This is a genomic window from Arcicella aquatica (assembly GCF_034928825.1).
GTDB classification, from domain to species: domain Bacteria; phylum Bacteroidota; class Bacteroidia; order Cytophagales; family Spirosomataceae; genus Arcicella; species Arcicella aquatica.
Map to the genome: position 1 here is coordinate 78,478 of NZ_JAYFUL010000009.1, position 17,735 is coordinate 96,212.

Consider the following 17,735-nt stretch of genomic DNA (forward strand, 5'->3'; position numbering starts at 1 on the left):
ATGTTAGACATAAGATATAATCTGCAAGCACATCTTTTGTCTAGCGTCTTAAGTCTAAAAATCCTAAAGTCCTTTAGTCCTAAAGTCTTCTCATTTCTTCCTACAAACCATCAATCCATCTCTAATAGGCATCAGGATGTTTTCAGTTCTTGGGTCTTCATGACACATCTTGTTGAAATCCAACAAGTTTTGGGTATCCTTGTCAATCTTTTTATTAGGCTCAATGTTAGCGACCTTACCACTCCAAAGTACATTATCAGAGATGATATAACCACCCTTTCGTACTTTATCAAATACCAAATCATAATATTTTTGATAGCTCATTTTATCAGCATCAATAAAGACAAGGTCAAATGTTTCATCAAGCATCGGAATGATTTCAGCGGCATCCCCAATTCTATAATCTATTTTTGCTGCATAGTCAGAGGCTAAGAAAAATTGTTTTGTAAAACTCTCCAATTCTTCATTGATATCAATCGTAATAATTTTTCCACCCTCAACTAATCCTTCAGCCAAACATAATGCAGAATAACCTGTATAAGTACCAATCTCTAAGATAGTTTTAGCTTGCATCATATGGGAAAACATCGATAAAACTCGTCCCTGTAAATGCCCTGAAAGCATTCTAGATTGAAGAATTTTAGCGTGTGTTTCTCTGTTGAGATTGGCTAATAATTCACTTTCTGAAGAAGTATGGTTTTCCGAATAATCATTGATATTTTTAGGTAAAAAGTCCATTGTAATAATTTTAAAAGATTGTTATGATAAAACACGCTGATAAAGTGATTGTAATTGCAAGGCGATGTTTTCAGCAGAAAATTGGGCGATATGTTGTTGTCCATCTAAAACCATTTGTTTCTGCATTGTTTTGTTGGATAAAACTTGCAGAATCTTGCTCGACAAATCGTTTACATCTTCGGGGTTTGCATATAAAGCACCTTTCCCGCCCGCCTCTTCCAAGCATGAACCCGTTGCCCCAATGACAGGAATCCCCGAATGTAGGGCTTCTAAGATAGGAATACCAAAGCCTTCGAACACCGAAGGATAAACAAAGAGGGATGCGCCTTGGTACAAAGCTGGTAAGTCTGCAAAAGGAACTTTGTTAAATATTTTGACATTAGTAAGTGAATGTTCCGAAATATAATCCTCAAGTTGTTGTTGATAGGCTGATTTTCCTCCTACCAATATTAATTCATAGTCTGAAAGATGTAATTTATGAAATGCCTTTAGGAGTAACAACTGGTTTTTTCGTTCGGTAATAGTAGCTACACAGAGGAGGTATTTTTTATAAATATTGTATTTAGCTTTACCTGCTTCAATATCTTCCTCACTAAGCTTTTCCTTGAAAACATTATCCGAATCTTGATAGACTACGGCAATCTTTTCTGGATTAATTTGATAGTATTCAATAATATCCCGTTTGGTTTGTTCACTAACAGCGATAACCAAATCTGCATATTGACAAGCTTTCTTGAATTTTAATTTGTAAATAAACCTATCAAAGGCGGGGTATAAATTGGGATAACGCTCAAAGATTAAGTCGTGGATGGTTACGATAGCCTTGATATTGTTCCTTTTTAAACCAATAGGTAGTTCATTACTAAGCCCATGAAACACTTCGATACCATCTTTTTTTAAGTCAGTCGTAATCAAAAAACTTCTCCAGAAAGACTTCATTTTTTTGAAAGTCGGCATTCTGATAGTGAAATTAAGAGAGGGCGTCGTCAGGTATTTTTCAGTAAAGGGGGCTGTGCTTACCTTAGGCGTGTAGGCAAAATAAGTATTTTCAGCGTTATATTTTAATAAAGCATCAATGATAAATCGGCTATAATTTCCTAAACCCGTATTATTGTTGAAAGCTCTTTTGGCATCGAAACCGATTTTCATTTTATTAAATAATTGGTGGATAGTGATTTGTTTTAACTTTTGAATCAAATGAAAATAAATTTCATAGATTTCTGCACAAAATTACCTTGAATTGGGTTAAATAAAAATGAGAATGATTTGTTTCGTAAATAATAGCTATATCTCACTAGCATACCATACTATGAACGAATATTTTAACACTATTTGTTTTATGATATAACAAGGCTTAAAATTACTTAACTTTGTATTTAAATTAGATTATATTTTATAAAAAACGAGCAATATATTATTTGTAAAATTGCTCGTAAATGATACGCATGTTAGAAATACAAGAATATAGATTATCGAATGGCATTAGAGTAGTACATCGACAAGTAACGCATACAGCAATTTCACACATTGGAATCATGTTGGATATGGGGAGCCGTGATGAGAAAACTCATCAACAAGGCTTGGCTCACTTTTGGGAACACATGGCTTTTAAAGGTACTAAAAAGCGTACGTCATTACAGATTATCAACCGATTAGAAATAGTTGGTGGAGAGTTGAATGCCTATACTACGAAAGAGAAAATCTGTTTTCATGCTTCTATTCTGACGCCTCATTATGAACGTGCATTAGAATTATTAGCAGATATTACCTTTAATGCTAGTTTTCCAGATAAACAAGTGGAGCGTGAGCGTGGCGTTATTTTAGAAGAAATGGCGATGTATTATGACTCACCAGAAGATGCTATCCAAGATGATTTTGATGAAATTGTCTTTGCTAATCATCAATTGGGAAAAAACACCTTGGGAAATCAGGAAAGCGTTTCAAATTTCAATAAAAAAGATTTATTCGACTTTATCGCTGAAAACTTGGATACTGAACGCGTTATTTTTTCGTCTATCGGTAATTTGCCTTTTAAAAAAGTGATACAGTTGGTTGAGAAGTTTTTAAAAGATATCCCTGCTAAATCTTCTAATTTAATCAGGATTCCCCCAGCGGATTATAAACCTCAGAATATCAGCATCACAAGAAGTATTACGCAAGCCCATGTTGCCATCGGACGAACATCATTTGCTCTGGCTGACGATAAGCGATTACCCTTCTTTATGTTAGTCAATTTATTAGGAGGGTTTGGGATGAATTCAAGGTTGAATCTGGCTGTTCGCGAACGCAATGGTTTGGTGTATGCCATTGATGCTGGCTACACGCCTTTTATTGATACGGGGTATTGGGGGATTTATTTTGCTACCGAAGTAAAGCGATTGAATAAAGTCAACGATTTGATTTTGAAAGAGTTGAAAAAGTTGAGAGATATTACCTTAACAAAAACGCAATTACAAAATACCAAAGACCAGTTAATGGGGCAAATGGCGATGTCGGAAGAAGGTAATATGAGTTTCATGCTGATGATGGCCAAAAGTCTCTTAGATATTGATAGAATAGATAGTCTTGATTATTTATTTGAGCAAATAAAGAAAGTATCGGCTAATCAATTACAAGATTTAGCCAACGAAATGTTTCAAGAAAAAGACTTGAGCTATTTAACCTTTTTGCCAGAGTAATTAATGAAGCTGTTTAAACTTTCCGTTTCGGGTGAAAGTATTGTATTTTTGAATTGATTTTTTCAAAATTTGGGAAGCATAGCATCGCTACGTTGAGTAAATTTTGGAACAAGCTATTCTAAAAGACTTAGTTTAACCCGAAAGGGAAAGTTTAAACAGCTTCAATATTATATAAAAATTTAATTGCCTTAAAGTTGTTATCTTTAAAGCTGTAGACACTTGCATTTATATATCCACATTCCTTTTTGCCGACAAGCTTGTCATTATTGTGATTTTCATTTTAGCACTTCGTTAAAGTTAAAAAGGGAAATCATCATAGCGATTTGCCAAGAAATAAAACTTCGAAGGGGTTATCTTCAACATAAGCAATTAGAAACTATTTACTTTGGTGGAGGTACGCCTTCATTGTTAGATGAGCATGATTTAGCCTTGATTTTCGAAACAATTTATCAATGTTTTAGCGTAAATGAAGGAGCAGAAATTACTTTAGAAGCCAATCCAGATGATTTGACAAAGGAGAAAATAATTCTCTTTCAACAATTTGGTATTAACAGACTGAGTATTGGGATTCAATCATTTAATGAAAATCATCTAAAGAAAATCAATAGGATTCATACTGCTCAAGAAGCAGAAACTTGTGTTAAATTGTCTCAAGATAGCGGTATTCATAATTTGACCGTCGATTTAATCTATGCTATTCCTTCGGAAAGTCACGCTATTTTTGAAAATGACTTGCTGAAAGCTACTAACTTAGGGCTTAATCATATTTCTGCCTATTGTTTGACAATAGAACCTAAAACTGTTTTTGGGAATTGGCTAAAACAAGGAAAAATTGAAGTAATTAATGATGAATTTGCTAGTCAACAATTCGAGATATTAGTCAAACATTTAGCTGATAATGGTTTTGAACAATATGAAATTTCTAATTTCGCTCGGAATAATCAATATGCAAGGCATAATACCAGTTATTGGAAACAAGAAGAATATTTAGGGGTAGGCCCTTCGGCTCATAGTTTCAACCATCAAAGTCGCCAATATAATATTGCTAGTAATGCTCAATATTTAAAATCGTTAGAGAAAGGTCTTGTACCAACCACCATCGAGTTGTTGACTAATGAGGATAGAATTAATGAATATTTACTCACAGGCCTGAGAACGAAGTGGGGATGTGATGTAGAAAAGCTCAATCAAATGTTAGGAAATAATTTCCTTGATTATCAAAAAGATATTCTTGCAAGTCAGTTTGTAGAAAAACTTATTTATCTTAAAAGCAATACGCTGTTGATTACAGAAAAAGGGAAATTGTTTGTAGATAGAATTGCCTCAGATTTATTTATCGCTTAAATTTTAAACTCTTTTTTATTAATCAGAAATACGTTTCTACGAAACATCGTAAATTTGTATTATAATCCTTTCTTCCTACTGCTTATTGATGGATAAATGGAAAGGAATAGATAGTTAATAAAAATTAATCGTGATATTACATGGCAAAAAATACGTTCAGAACTCCTCCGCCAGAAGAGAACTCAAATTTAAACCCCAACTTATTTCAATCTTCATGGAAGACCTTTGGGATATTTAATAGACGCCATCCCATTTTTCAATACATAGCTTCCCTTTTTATTAAGTTCGTGATTTACTTTATTTCCATTACTTTAGCATGGGTATTGGTATTAAAGTTTGTTCCTATTTGGGTAACACCCACTATGATAGACCGTAAAGTAACTGCCTTATTTAACGGAAGAGATTCGGAAATTCATTCAGATTGGGAGCCTTATGAAAATATTTCCAAAGAGGCAGCCTTGGCAGTAGTAGCCTCTGAAGACCAGCTATTTCCTCAGCATTTTGGCTTTGATTTCAATGCGATGTGGGGCGCCTTTCGCTATAATTTAAAAGGGAAAAAAATAAAAGGAGCAAGTACTATTTCGCAACAAGTTGCTAAAAACGTTTTTCTTTGGCAAGGTCGTAGCTATGTCAGAAAAGTATTAGAAGTGTATTTTACATTTCTAATCGAAATCGTTTGGGGCAAACAAAGAATTTTAGAAGTTTATTTGAATGTGGCTGAAATGGGAAAAATGACTTTTGGGGTCGAAGCCGCATCTTTGCGCTATTATGGGCACAGTGCTAAATCAATCACTAGAACAGAAGCTGCGAGAATCGCAGCCGTTTTGCCAAGTCCTAATAGATTTTCAATTACGAATCCTTCAAAGTATGTTCAACGAAGAACCAGCTTTATCACACGCCAAATGAGAGGACTAGGAGGGAAAGCTTATATCGCTGATTTATAGACAAACTGATTAATTTAGAGCGTAGGTTATTGCTCTAAATTAATCATAAGCGATTAAATTATATTTATCAACTAATTTCATCACTCTATCGGCATAATACTTACCACCTTTATGAGAATACCCTTTCTCACCAATTGAATAAGCAAAAGTATATGCTGCTGAATATTTTTCTACTCCTGCCGCTAATTGCCCTCTATAAAATTTAGGAATATCGCTGTAATCACGTTTCCATTGCCCTGTTTTGTGCATGAAAATTTCTTCTACCAAAAAAGTCATACAATCTCTTCTTGAATTAAAGCGTTTGTACCAGTTATCAGGACGGTTTTCTTCATCGTAGATATATTGACCAATATCAGTAATTCTTAGAATGCCTACTTTGCCTTGATTTTCATCAGGCTGTCCTTTTAGTTGGTACGCATTAGAAGGATTTCCCCACCATTGTTTGATGCCTAAGAAGTTATTAGCGTATATTGCATTTCTACTAAAACCATAACCGCTTTCTAAGGCAGACATCGCAATAATTATGCTGGCAGGGACTTGATATTTTTGAGATAAATACTGAGCATCTTGACTGATGTCCAAAATGAAATTACGAGCTTCGTCAGCCGTAGGGTGTCCAATGGCTGTTGTATAAACATTTTGGTTAGTTCCCAGAATAGGGTCTTCATTTGGAGTAGGAAGGAACTTGAAGGAAGTAGTAAAATTATCTGAATATTGATAACTCGGTAGCATTCTATCACGAGATAAATTATCATCAATAGATGCAGATAGCTTGTTATTCCTACCTGTATTATTGCGTTCTAGAATTGTGACGTTATTATCAAATGTTTTACCAGACACTACGATTTGTCCGTATGATACATTGACCGTATCATGTCTAGCAGATATTCCGACAAATTTTAATTGTTTGACACCCGGGTAGCTGAAAAGGAACCTAAATACGGCCTTGTTAGATTCAACCATAGCGGTGCCTAAACTTTTATTATCAGAATAAACTTTTACTCTTTGTACATTATCTCCTACACGGAAGAGAAAGCTTACATCATCGCCAACTTGTACTTTTTTTTCATAATCTACATTAAATACAAATCGATTAATTTTATTTGATGGCGTAAATGCAAATAAAACAAAACCCAATAATAAGATGCCTATTACTTGGTTAAAAAAACTGGTTTTGACCATTGCTAATTAATTTGTTAGATTTTGGGATTTTAACTCAGCGGCGGATAAGAATAATCCTTTTGTTAATCTTAACAAAACAAGAATTATGCCTAATTTTTATATCATTAAGCACAATGCAATATAGAGCTTTTTTTTATAAATTTTATTTAGTTGCGATATAAAAAAAATCAAAACATTCCTCAGCATCATCAGATAAAAAATAATCTTGATACGTAATTCCTGTTACTAGTTGACTATCTGATTGTTGGATAAGATTTCTACTCATTCTGTTCGCAATATCATACGGTATCTGTAACATCCATCTAGGCAAACGATACTGTAAATTAAAAACATCAAATCGGGTAATTTTTTCTACAGAGCGTTTATTTTCTTCATAATAGCTCATTACCTTCTCATTGCCATGTACCCCTTGTGTTTTGATACTAGCAAAATGCTTAAGAATAAGATTTTTAAGTTCCGAAGCTAGGTATTCTCTCACATGCCAAGGGTTTCTTGAAAGCGAGTACTTCTTATTAACAGTGGTTAAAATAAGCTTTCCACCCGGTTTCAATACTCTATGAGCCTCCTTGATGAATTCATTATCGTCTTCTATATGTTCGATTACCTGGAAAGTAACGATATAATCAAATGTATTGTCGGCCAGTCCTTTCAATGGAGGCAAAAACATATCGATAAATTTGAACGAAGGGTATTGAGCCGTCAATTGATTCATCAAAGGCTCATTTTTATCAACGCCTGTATAGTTTGAAACAGACGGAGCCAAAACAGCCACACCTCTTCCTGTTCCACAGCCAATTTCTAATAAGTTTCCAGAAACAATTTTAGCGGCTTCAATATAGGGGAATAATAATCGTTGATGAACAGGATTATCTGAAATAATTTCTGAAGAAGCAATCTCGGTTGTTTTATACATGATATTGAGTAAAAAAGAATGTTGTACTTTAAAATCTTTGAATTTTTTATGTTTCAGTAATAATAAGCTCGTAATCAATCCTTTATAAAGCCTATTATTAGGTTTTAGTTAATTACTTTTCCGGCTGGAAATATTTTAAAGAAAAATAATTTTTAATTTTATTCCAAATTTAAGGCATTTGCTTGACATCAGGAAAATACTTGTTAAATTGAATTCGTTATAAACTCAAAACTTCGTTTATAGCATCTAATTAATTGACGTTTTTATTTGTGTCAACATTTCTAATATTTATCAATGCAATTAGCTCTCAAGCTAGTAGCTATTTATTTAAACTGATGAAAAAAATACTTCTTATAATACCGATTATACTGTTTTTGGCAGGTTGTAGCCCCACTTCACCTAAAAAAGGCAAAGAACAAAGTGATAACAAAGTGCTTTTACAAAGATTTTTAAGTAAAAGTAGATTTTTAGATAATGGTACTTCGGTAAGGGTTTTTTTAAGTATTGATATAGATAGAACATTTACGTTGGCAGAAGCAACCAAAGATTTTGCGATTGCCTATAATCTTTATCCAGATTATAATTCAAAACAAACAAGTTTGGGGAATGGTAATGTAGCTATTACTACTGAGAATGCTAGTCAGGAAGGAGGGTTATTAACTGTTTGGTTTGATATTCCTAAACCCAAAGATTTATTAACAGGCTTGGCTCTTACTGAAATAAAAGATTTGAGAACAGGGAATAAAATCCTAAATGATTGTTTCCTAAGATTCCAATCGGGTAAATCAAGCGATTATTTTATGTTTTTTAGTAAAAACGGAAAAACACCCATTGCACGAAATTATTTCACGGTGCAGGATACTGTTATGTTAAAAAGCCTCTCAGGCAAACAGCAGACGTTTAAAGTTTTTAAATATCGCTATGAATTTGAAGCGGCTATTTCTCCGATGTCAACTACCCCAAGAGCGGCTACAAAAAGCCTTTATGTAGATTCTTCTTTTACAGTAGTAACTAATCAGCCCATTACCCTAAAGAGTGATGCACTTTATTATTTTACGAGAGATACCACAGAATCTTATGGAATAGGGATGGTAGTGGCAGATAAACGATTCCCGAAGGTTACTCGTCCAGAGAAACTTGTACGACCTTTGATTTATGTAAGTACTAATGCTGAAACAAGCGATTTGTATAATTCTAAAGACCCTAAGCGCTCGTTAGATAATTATTGGCTTAATATCATGCAAGGAAACCAAGGAACGGCCAAAAGGACAATCAAGTCTTTCTATCAAAGAGTAGAACAAGCCAACAGGCTTTTTACAAGCTATAAAGAAGGCTGGAAAACTGATAAAGGAATGGTATATATCGTAATGGGAGACCCAACCAGAATTACACGGACCAAAGACAAAGAAGTGTGGACATATACACGTAATAGCCAATACTCAGAAGTGAATTTTACCTTTACCAAAAGGTCTAATCAATTTGCAGAGGACCATTACGAACTTCAACGTTATGCCGAATACCAATCCATCTGGTTTCCAACAGTTGAACAATGGCGAAATGGCGATAAAATTTAAACATAAGAACACTTTGACGATTGTTAAATGTTAAAGTAATACAGTGTTTCAACTGAAATACTATGATGAACCCACCTAAGTTTGTTTCTTGGGTGGGTTTGTTATTTCTATCCCCCTGTGTATCCTATATTCATCCTATATTCTTTTAATTTACCCATCCTACTTTTCGTTTTTTTTATGTATTCTTCCAAATATTAAGAGGAATAAATACGCTGCTTATATTTTATAATTATTAACAGTAATGATAGAAATTCATTTTCTAAATCATTTTTTTTAGCTTGCCATTATAGTTTCCCTTCCCTAGAAAGGAATCTTGAAGAAGTACAATTTTTGGAAATATTGATATGGCTATTTAATATCAGGAATAATGCACTTGTGAAAAGATGCCATCTAAATGGATGTCTTAAATGAAATAGTTTATGATTTAGACAAAATCTAATGAATACCTTTTGTATGGTTGATTACTTTATTAAAGGTATTTTGAATAAAGGCAATATATAAGTTTTGTTTTAAATAGGAAATAACGAATAATATTTTGAATAGGACTGTTTTGGTGCTTTATAGATAATACTTATATTACTATTTTGATATTGAATAATATATTTCAGATAAAATATACCGCTTAATAATTTTTTTATATGAAAATCGAAAATTGTTCTTACTTTTGACTTAGAAGAATGCAAAAATTCTAAGTTTCATCTAATTACTTGTGATTTTAATTCTTTAATATGTCTAAACGCTATTTAACTTTCATGCTGTTTTTTTTTGCATTTTATCTATGCAGGAATGAAGGTGTTTATGCTATAGACGATTCAACAAACGTTCATAAACATAATGTTTCAATAGGATTATCAGTAGGTACTATTGGTCCTAGTATTGAAGTCGCTACTAACATTTCAAAAAATAATCGTTTTTTTGGTAGACTTGGTACTAGTTACTTACAATACCAGAATCTTTTCAAAGTAGATCTTAATAGTAAATCAACTATTAATGTTGAACCTGATTTAAAATTCAACCAAATTTTCTTAGCTGCTGACTATTACCCTTTCAAAAAGAGTAGTTTCCACCTATTTCTTGGAACTAGCTACATATACAACTTTAATGTATCGTCTTTTATAGATACAGACACGGGTATAAACATTGAAGGAGTAGAAGTAAATGCGGAGGATTTTGGCGAAATTAATTTAAGAATTGATTGGAATAAAATTGTACCCTTTGTAGGATTAGGCATTGGTAGGGTAGTACCTCGAAGAAGAGTTGGGTTTAACTTTGAATTAGGGTGTTACTATATGGGAAAACCAAAAATCGTTAGTAATTATTTTGGTGTTCTTGATACGACCAATGCAGATGAACTTATTCCAATTATCGAAAGAAATATAAAAGACTATTCATTTTTACCTTTTATTAACTTTAAGTTAAAGTTCAGAATTACTAAGACCAAACAATAGATTTACAGATATTATAATTTTTTAGCATCTTATTTATATTTGTTGTAGTAGTAATAATAAAGTCCTAATTGTAGTAGTAACAAAGTCCTAAAATCAAAAATGAAAATCTTTGGATATTCCATAATGTTGATTTTTATTATAAGCTCATTATATGCTTGTAATAATCCTTTGGAAGACGTCTCTATTAAGATAAAAGATCCGCTTACTTCATCTGCTATTAATTTAACCTATAAAAATGCTGTATCAAACGATACCACACTAGTACCGAAGCAAATAAAATTCACCTTTTTAGGGGAAGATGCAGAAGGAATTGTTAGTTCGGTGGGCAATAAAAAAATTAATATTAGTCGCGAAGGTTTATTAGGAATAGCTCTTGCTCCTGATTACGTAAAACGACCAGCTAATATTAAAGTAGTTGCTAGCTTAGAAGGTTATCTAACCGATATTAATTATATAACCTTGACTAATACGGCTAATACTAATAAAACTATTAGAATGTTTAACATCAGTAACTTGCCTAAAGGTATGAGTGTCGATGTTAAAAAAATAGAAAGCTCAAGTGTTGAATCTACTACCACTACATTAAAGACGAATGGGAAAAATGAACAAGTTAGTCTTGTTTTAAATGCAGGGACAAATTTGTTAGCTCCAAATACTGAAAAGTTATCAGGGCAATTCTCATACATATTAACTCATTTTGAAAATATTGCAAGAGATTTTGTTCCTTCTAATTATACTATCTATCAGGCAGTTGGTGTAGATAATAAAGAAATACCACCTTTTGAATTAGTTCCTTATGGTTTTTTTTCTTTAAAAGCCATGAACGAAAAGTTTGATGAGGGAAGCAACCTTTCAAAGAGTACTAGCGTAAGTATTGAAATTAGTAATAATAGTTATCATACAAATGGGCAAATTCTAAAAGAAGGAGATGTCATACCATTTTGGGGTTATATCAATAATGTTTGGAAAATGTTAGGTAATCCAATCATTAAAAAAAATAGCAATGGTAAGTTATATGTTAGTTCAAACATTACTGCACTAACACACTATGCACTAGGGGAAATGATTCCAGTATGTGTGAAAGGCCCACTGATTAAAATTACAAGCCAAAATAATGGATTAGATATTTATCATTATTGTCGTTTAGTAGAAGTTAGCTCAGGCAGAAATGTTGGAGATTTATACATTAGCCTGAATAATGGAGCTTTGTATTCTTTGGCTGGCAGAAGAAAGAATACTGTATATTTGCAAGTATATAATTTTAATAATCAATTTGGAGGAGATTTATCAAAACCAATTTTTCAATCTCAACCATTTGATTTGTGTGACGAGAAAACAATACCAGTTAATATTGCTGCTCCTCCACCACAGCCAGTAAATGTAGAATTGATTATAGAATGCCCTAAAGGACAAGTAGTAAACGAATCAGCCGTACCAGTGAAAATTGACATTCAATTTCAACCCAAAGGGGCTGCTGCTAGTGATTGGAGAGATTTGATGACCTTAACGAGAACACAACGCTCTGGTAGTACCTATAAGTTAAAAGTAGGCAGTACTTATTCAATCAGAGCCTCGCCAAACCCAGCACAAGGCTGGATATTTTACAAAAGAGATACTTTGATTAAAGATGTAAACTATCGTTTTTATATTGATAGTAAAGATTTTTGTAAGTAGCTATCAATGTCTATACTAGATAATTTGATTGAAAATAAAAATATATGTACTTAGATTTTATCTAATGTAATAATTTGTTTTATTAAAAGAGGTTTTGCAAATTGTTAATTGAATAGAGTAATAAGTTTTTTTATATTAAAAAGAGTTTAATAAAGGTTAATTTAGCTTATAAAAATTCTTTTAGAATACTAAAAATATCCGATTTGATGAAAATATTTACTAAACTGTCAATTTTCTGGTTATTACTACTCTGTTTTACTATTCAAGTAAAATCACAAATAGTATATGAACCTACCTATAAAACAGTTTATAGCTATTTATCTAGATTAGCTCAGAAAGGAGTAATAGACTTAAACGATGTTACACTTCCTTTGTCTAGAACTTACATTAGTGTTAAGTTAGATTCTCTAGATAATCATCATGAGTTATTGACAAGTTTAGAAAAGGAAGAATTAGTATTTTATCTTAAAGAATATACGATTGAACGTAATCTGACAAAAGAAATAGCTGTAGATAAGCCCTTTAAAAGTATTTTACATGCGAATGAAAACGATAGATTTAGAGTAGCGGCTTATCAAGACAAGCAATTCTCATTTAATCTTCAACCAGTTGTTGGCTATCAATTAGAAAATATTAATAGTACTACGATTAACCAGCGTTGGATAGGAGCGTGGATGTATGGTTATTTAGGAAAGAGTATTGGCTATAGTGTTGATTTTCGTAACAACCAATTGAATAATTTATTCCCAGGCTATGACTACCTAAGAAATTTTAATGCAGAACCTGGTAGAATAGGTGATTTACTAGTAGGAGGTAAAAGATTCGATTACAGTACTATCAATGCATCCATTACAGCAAAGTGGAAATGGGGAAGTGCTACTTTTGGTAAAAATGCTTTGAATTTTGGTTATGGAGTTGGTGGAAAGATAATTTTGTCGGATAAAGCTCCGTCATATCCACAGGTTCGATTAGATATTAGCCCTGTAAAATGGCTATCGTTTACTTATGCTCATGCTTGGTTAAACTCTAATTTGATTGACTCATCATCAATCTATAAAACATCTCTGAAAGGGAGCAATCAATTTGAATATCGTGGTAAATATTTGGCTTTTCATGCCTTGACATTTAAACCAATAAAAGGATTAAGTGTTTCAATAGGAGAGTCTGCTATTTATAATGATAATATTAAAATTGGTTATTTAATACCAATTGCTTTATTTCAAGGTATGAATCATTATCTGGGAGAAGCAACTAGCGGACAAAATGCTAGCAACACGATATCTAATTCTCAATTTTTTTTACAATTCAGTTCAAGAAATCATATTCCTAAAACACATTTATATGCTAGCTTTTTTGTTGATGAATTAGAATTTTCATTGACTGGCGGGAATGCTATAGAACGTAATAATAGAAACCATACAGCCTATCAAATAGGAGTAAGTGTAGCAGATTTTCCTATCAATAATTTACACTTAACACTTGAATATTCTAAAATACAGCCTTTTACGTATATCCACTTTATACAAGCCCAGACTTTTGAAAGCAGTAATTATAACCTAGGGCATTGGATTGGGCCTAATGCTGACCAGCTTTTTGCTCAATTACATTATAGAGTTATTAGAGGACTAGACGTTAAATTCATATACAATTATATAAGAAAAGGAGCGATAGGTTCAGGAGCTCAGCAGACAGATTTCACTACTAGTTATCCATTTTTATGGGGTATAAATAATAAGTATAGCTATCTACAAGCACAGCTTCAATATGAATTTATACATGATTTATTTCTTAGGGTAAATTATCAAAGTGATAACAACCCGAGTGTTACCACAACTGAAAAAAATAGCAGTATATCAATGGCTATAAATTATAGTTTCTAGCTCAAGTCCAATTAAACAATCTTAATCATAATTTTCAAAATATCATCTTCACTATCAATTCTATGATGAATATGTTTATTAAAACAAAAAAAGTTAAAAACTTTAGACTACTCTTAGTAGCAGTTGGCTTTACGTTATTTTTTGCTTCTTGTGTTTCCACAAAGAACATTACCTATTTTCAAGGGACTGATCCGCTGGATTCAGTACGCTATTCAACATTGAAAAACATTTCGCCTTTAATTCCTAAAATTCAACCAGATGATATTTTAGCAATTACAATTAGTTCACTAAGTGCGGAATCAAACGAAGTCTTCAACTTTCAAAATGTTACGCCATTGATTACTTCTAACTTCCCAGGAGGTGTTAGTAATGGTATGGCTAGAAATCAACCATTAGGTTATCTTGTAGATCCAGCAGGAAATATAGAAATGCCTTTAATTGGGAAAATACACGTTGCAGATTTGCCATTAGAAGAAGCTGGCGTAAAAATAAAGAATGAATTGACGAAGTATCTGAAAGAGCCCACAGCAAGCGTTAGATATTTAAGTCAAAAGTTTACGATTATAGGTGAAGTAAACCGTCCGGGTATTTATAACCTTCTAGATAATCATACATCATTACCTGAAGCAATAGGGGTGGCTGGTGATTTAACGATTTATGGTAGAAGAGACAATGTAATGTTAATGCGTACAACTGATGGTAAAAGAGAAGTCATTAAACTAGATTTGACGAAACGTGACGTTTTAGAAACACCATATTTCTATCTTAGAAGTGGTGACGTATTGTATGTTGAAGCAACTAAGGGTAAAATTACTTCATCAGACAGGACTTTGCAGTTAATTCCAATTGCTACTGGGGTAACAACTTCATTAGTGTTGTTATTGAATTTATTGTTTAAATAATAGAATATTTTTTTAATAAGGATAATTAAAGTTTTGAAATTATGATGGATAATTCAAATGATTTTATTGAGAGTAATGAAAGCGGTTTCGATATAAGAAAGTTCTTTTTAATGTATATCAGGTATTGGTATTGGTTTATATTTTCTTGCTTGATAGCATTAGCTGGTGCATATTTTTATCTTCGTTATACTGTACCCATTTACAAAGTTGGTGCAGTGTTGTTGATTAAAGATGAGAAAAAAGGGATAGGAGGCAATGATATGCTAAAGGAGCTAGAGATGTTTTCTGGTAACAAAATCGTTGAAAACGAAATGGAAGTTTTAAAATCTCGTACACTTATTGAAAAAGTAGTAGATGATTTAAATCTAACAGTAGCTTACTTTCAAAAAGGTGAAATAAGACCTTATGATCAAATTTTTAAGAATTCTCCATTATGGGTACAGCATGGAGAATTGACTAAAATAGCTTACCAAGAACCTTTGTTTATTAAAATACTTAATAGACAAAAGTTTGAGTTGCAAAATAAGACAGGAGAATCAATAGGAACATTTGCTTATAGTCAAAATATTAGAAGTAAGTATGGTGCTTTTCGAGTTTTCTTGAATGATTCTCTTTATCGTACTGATAATGATTTAATCAAAATTAATTTTTATGATAAAAATTACTTGGTTGAACAATATCAGAACAACATCAAGGTAGAGTTATTGAATTTAAAAAGTACAGTATTGAAGTTATCGTTGGAAGATGCTTCACCAACCAAAGGAAAGGCTGTATTATCAAAACTAATTGAAGCATATACCTTCTCTGCTTTGGCTGATAAGAATATGGAAGCTACGGCTACTTTACAGTTTATCGACCAAAGATTAAGATTAATTACTGGAGAATTAGGAGATGTTGAGAAAGATGTTGAGACTTACAAAAGTTCACAAGGTATCACTGACTTGAGTGTGGAGGCTAATTTGTTTTTAGAGAAAGTGAAAGAGAATGATACTAAAATGAATGAAGTAGATATTCAATTAAAAGTATTAGATGGTGTTGAAAACTATTTAAGAAGTAGCCAAAGTGGTACTGCACCAGCAACATTAATGGTAAATGACCCTGTATTGATTGGATTACTTGGTAAGTTGAATGAATTAGAAATTCAGAGAGAAAAATATGCAAGAACTACAGAAGCAGCCAACCCTTTATTAGGAACTATTAATACTCAGATTGCTAATACTAAAGCCGCAATTAGAGAAAGTATCTCTAACCAAAAACAAGGATTGATGGTTACTCGTACTAGTTTGAAAGGATTAAATAATCGCTTTGAGTCTTCAATCCGCACGATTCCTAAAAAAGAAAGAGAGTTTGTAAACATTAAAAGACAGCAAGGTATTAAAGAAAGTCTTTTCTTGATGCTTTTACAAAAGAAAGAAGAGACTGCTATTTCTTATGCATCAACTGTAACGGATAGCCGTTTAGTTGATGAACCTTATAGTGACCCAAGACCAATAAAGCCAAAAGGTAATTTTATATACCTGATTGCATTATTAATAGGTATCATCATACCAGCAGGTGCCATTAACCTAAAAGAATCTTTTAATGATAAGATTCAGTCGAAGGGTGAGATTGAGAGTACAACAGGAATTTCAGTTTTTGGTGAAATTGGCAAGAAACCAAAAGAAATGAAAGATAATATTGTTGATATGAAGAGTACAAGTTTCTTAGCAGAACAATTCAGAACGCTTCGTACTAATTTACAATATGCAGCTGGGGGTGTTAATATTGATGGCAGAGGGAAAGCAATATTATTGACTTCATCAATTGGTGGAGAAGGTAAATCTTTTGTGAGTATTAACCTATCTTCAAGTATTGCCTTACTAGATAAAAAGGTTATTGTGCTTGAACTAGATTTACGTAAACCAAAAGTTTCTGAATATTTAGGAGTATCACGTGAAGTAGGTATATCAAACTATTTGATTGGGCAGGCTAATATTGAAGATATTATAAAGCAAAGTTCATTACATCCAAATATGTATGTATTGCCTTCGGGACCTATTCCTCCTAACCCTTCAGAATTATTGTCAAACGGGAAAATGGCAATCTTGATTGAAGAACTTCGTAAAAAGTTTGATTATGTAGTATTGGATACTCCTCCAGTAGGCTTAGTAACAGATTCTACCATATTGGCAGAATATGTAGATGCAGTATTCTATTTGATGAGATACCAGCATACTCCTAAATCATATTTAAGAGTATTAAAAGACTTAAAAGATAAAGGTAAGTTCAAATCATTAAACATTATCTTTAATGGTGTGGACTATCGTAACTCTAAAGAGTATGGTTATGGCTACGGCTATGGTTATGGCTACGGTTATGGTTATGGTTATGGCTATCATGGAGATACAAAAAAACCAACGTTCTGGGCTAGATTTAAAGATAGCTTCAAAAGCTAAGGTTTATTGAAAATATTAAAATA

The 17,735-nt window shown here is 32.5% G+C and carries 13 protein-coding genes; 9 read left to right on the forward strand and 4 right to left on the reverse strand.

Translation table 11 applies throughout. The features are described from left to right. Positions 1–90: 90 nt before the first annotated feature. Complete coding sequence (locus VB264_RS07965; RefSeq protein ID WP_323248276.1) at positions 91–738, reverse strand: O-methyltransferase; 648 nt, start codon at positions 736–738, stop codon at positions 91–93. Between the two features lie 21 nt (positions 739–759). Next, positions 760–1,887 (reverse strand): glycosyltransferase family 4 protein, encoded by a 1,128-nt coding sequence (locus VB264_RS07970; protein ID WP_323248278.1) that lies wholly within the window; start codon positions 1,885–1,887, stop codon positions 760–762. Between the two features lie 296 nt (positions 1,888–2,183). On the opposite strand from VB264_RS07970, the gene VB264_RS07975 reads away from it, so the two are divergent. From VB264_RS07975 to mtgA, 3 genes are all read left to right on the forward strand, one after another. Beyond that, positions 2,184–3,416 carry a M16 family metallopeptidase gene (locus tag VB264_RS07975; RefSeq protein WP_323248400.1) on the forward strand — a complete coding sequence of 411 codons (1,233 nt, stop codon included), beginning with the start codon at positions 2,184–2,186 and terminating at the stop codon, positions 3,414–3,416. 219 nt (positions 3,417–3,635) lie between these two features. Further along, a complete protein-coding gene (hemW, locus tag VB264_RS07980) occupies positions 3,636–4,760 on the forward strand; it encodes a radical SAM family heme chaperone HemW (protein WP_323248280.1) in 1,125 nt (374 codons plus the stop codon). Positions 4,761–4,900: 140 nt separating this feature from the next. After that, positions 4,901–5,704: a monofunctional biosynthetic peptidoglycan transglycosylase gene (mtgA, locus tag VB264_RS07985; RefSeq protein WP_323248282.1), complete on the forward strand. Its 804-nt coding sequence runs from the start codon at positions 4,901–4,903 to the stop codon at positions 5,702–5,704. A gap of 39 nt (positions 5,705–5,743) precedes the next feature. Here mtgA and VB264_RS07990 read toward each other — a convergent pair whose 3' ends face one another. Together VB264_RS07990 and VB264_RS07995 are read right to left on the reverse strand one after the other, a co-directional pair. Continuing rightward, positions 5,744–6,886: a glucosaminidase domain-containing protein gene (locus VB264_RS07990; protein ID WP_323248284.1), complete on the reverse strand. Its 1,143-nt coding sequence runs from the start codon at positions 6,884–6,886 to the stop codon at positions 5,744–5,746. Between the two features lie 142 nt (positions 6,887–7,028). After that, positions 7,029–7,799 (reverse strand): class I SAM-dependent methyltransferase, encoded by a 771-nt coding sequence (locus VB264_RS07995; protein WP_323248286.1) that lies wholly within the window; start codon positions 7,797–7,799, stop codon positions 7,029–7,031. 335 nt (positions 7,800–8,134) lie between these two features. Here VB264_RS07995 and VB264_RS08000 point away from each other — a divergent pair, with 335 nt between their 5' ends. The 6 genes from VB264_RS08000 to VB264_RS08025 all read left to right on the forward strand — a co-directional run bounded on the left by VB264_RS08000 (position 8,135) and on the right by VB264_RS08025 (position 17,712). After that, positions 8,135–9,373: a GWxTD domain-containing protein gene (locus VB264_RS08000; protein ID WP_323248288.1), complete on the forward strand. Its 1,239-nt coding sequence runs from the start codon at positions 8,135–8,137 to the stop codon at positions 9,371–9,373. Between the two features lie 752 nt (positions 9,374–10,125). Then, the gene (locus tag VB264_RS08005; RefSeq protein ID WP_323248290.1) at positions 10,126–10,821 is read left to right on the forward strand and encodes a hypothetical protein; all 696 of its coding nucleotides are present in this window, start codon (positions 10,126–10,128) and stop codon (positions 10,819–10,821) included. A gap of 99 nt (positions 10,822–10,920) precedes the next feature. Beyond that, positions 10,921–12,495 carry a hypothetical protein gene (locus VB264_RS08010; RefSeq protein WP_323248292.1) on the forward strand — a complete coding sequence of 525 codons (1,575 nt, stop codon included), beginning with the start codon at positions 10,921–10,923 and terminating at the stop codon, positions 12,493–12,495. Between the two features lie 206 nt (positions 12,496–12,701). Continuing rightward, positions 12,702–14,375, forward strand: coding sequence for a capsule assembly Wzi family protein (locus tag VB264_RS08015; protein WP_323248294.1), 1,674 nt, complete (start codon positions 12,702–12,704; stop codon positions 14,373–14,375). Positions 14,376–14,446: 71 nt separating this feature from the next. After that, on the forward strand, positions 14,447–15,277 hold the full coding sequence (locus VB264_RS08020; protein ID WP_323248296.1) for a polysaccharide biosynthesis/export family protein: 831 nt from the start codon (positions 14,447–14,449) through the stop codon (positions 15,275–15,277). Between the two features lie 41 nt (positions 15,278–15,318). Continuing rightward, positions 15,319–17,712 carry a GumC family protein gene (locus VB264_RS08025; protein ID WP_323248298.1) on the forward strand — a complete coding sequence of 798 codons (2,394 nt, stop codon included), beginning with the start codon at positions 15,319–15,321 and terminating at the stop codon, positions 17,710–17,712. The last annotated feature ends 23 nt before the right edge of the window (positions 17,713–17,735 follow it).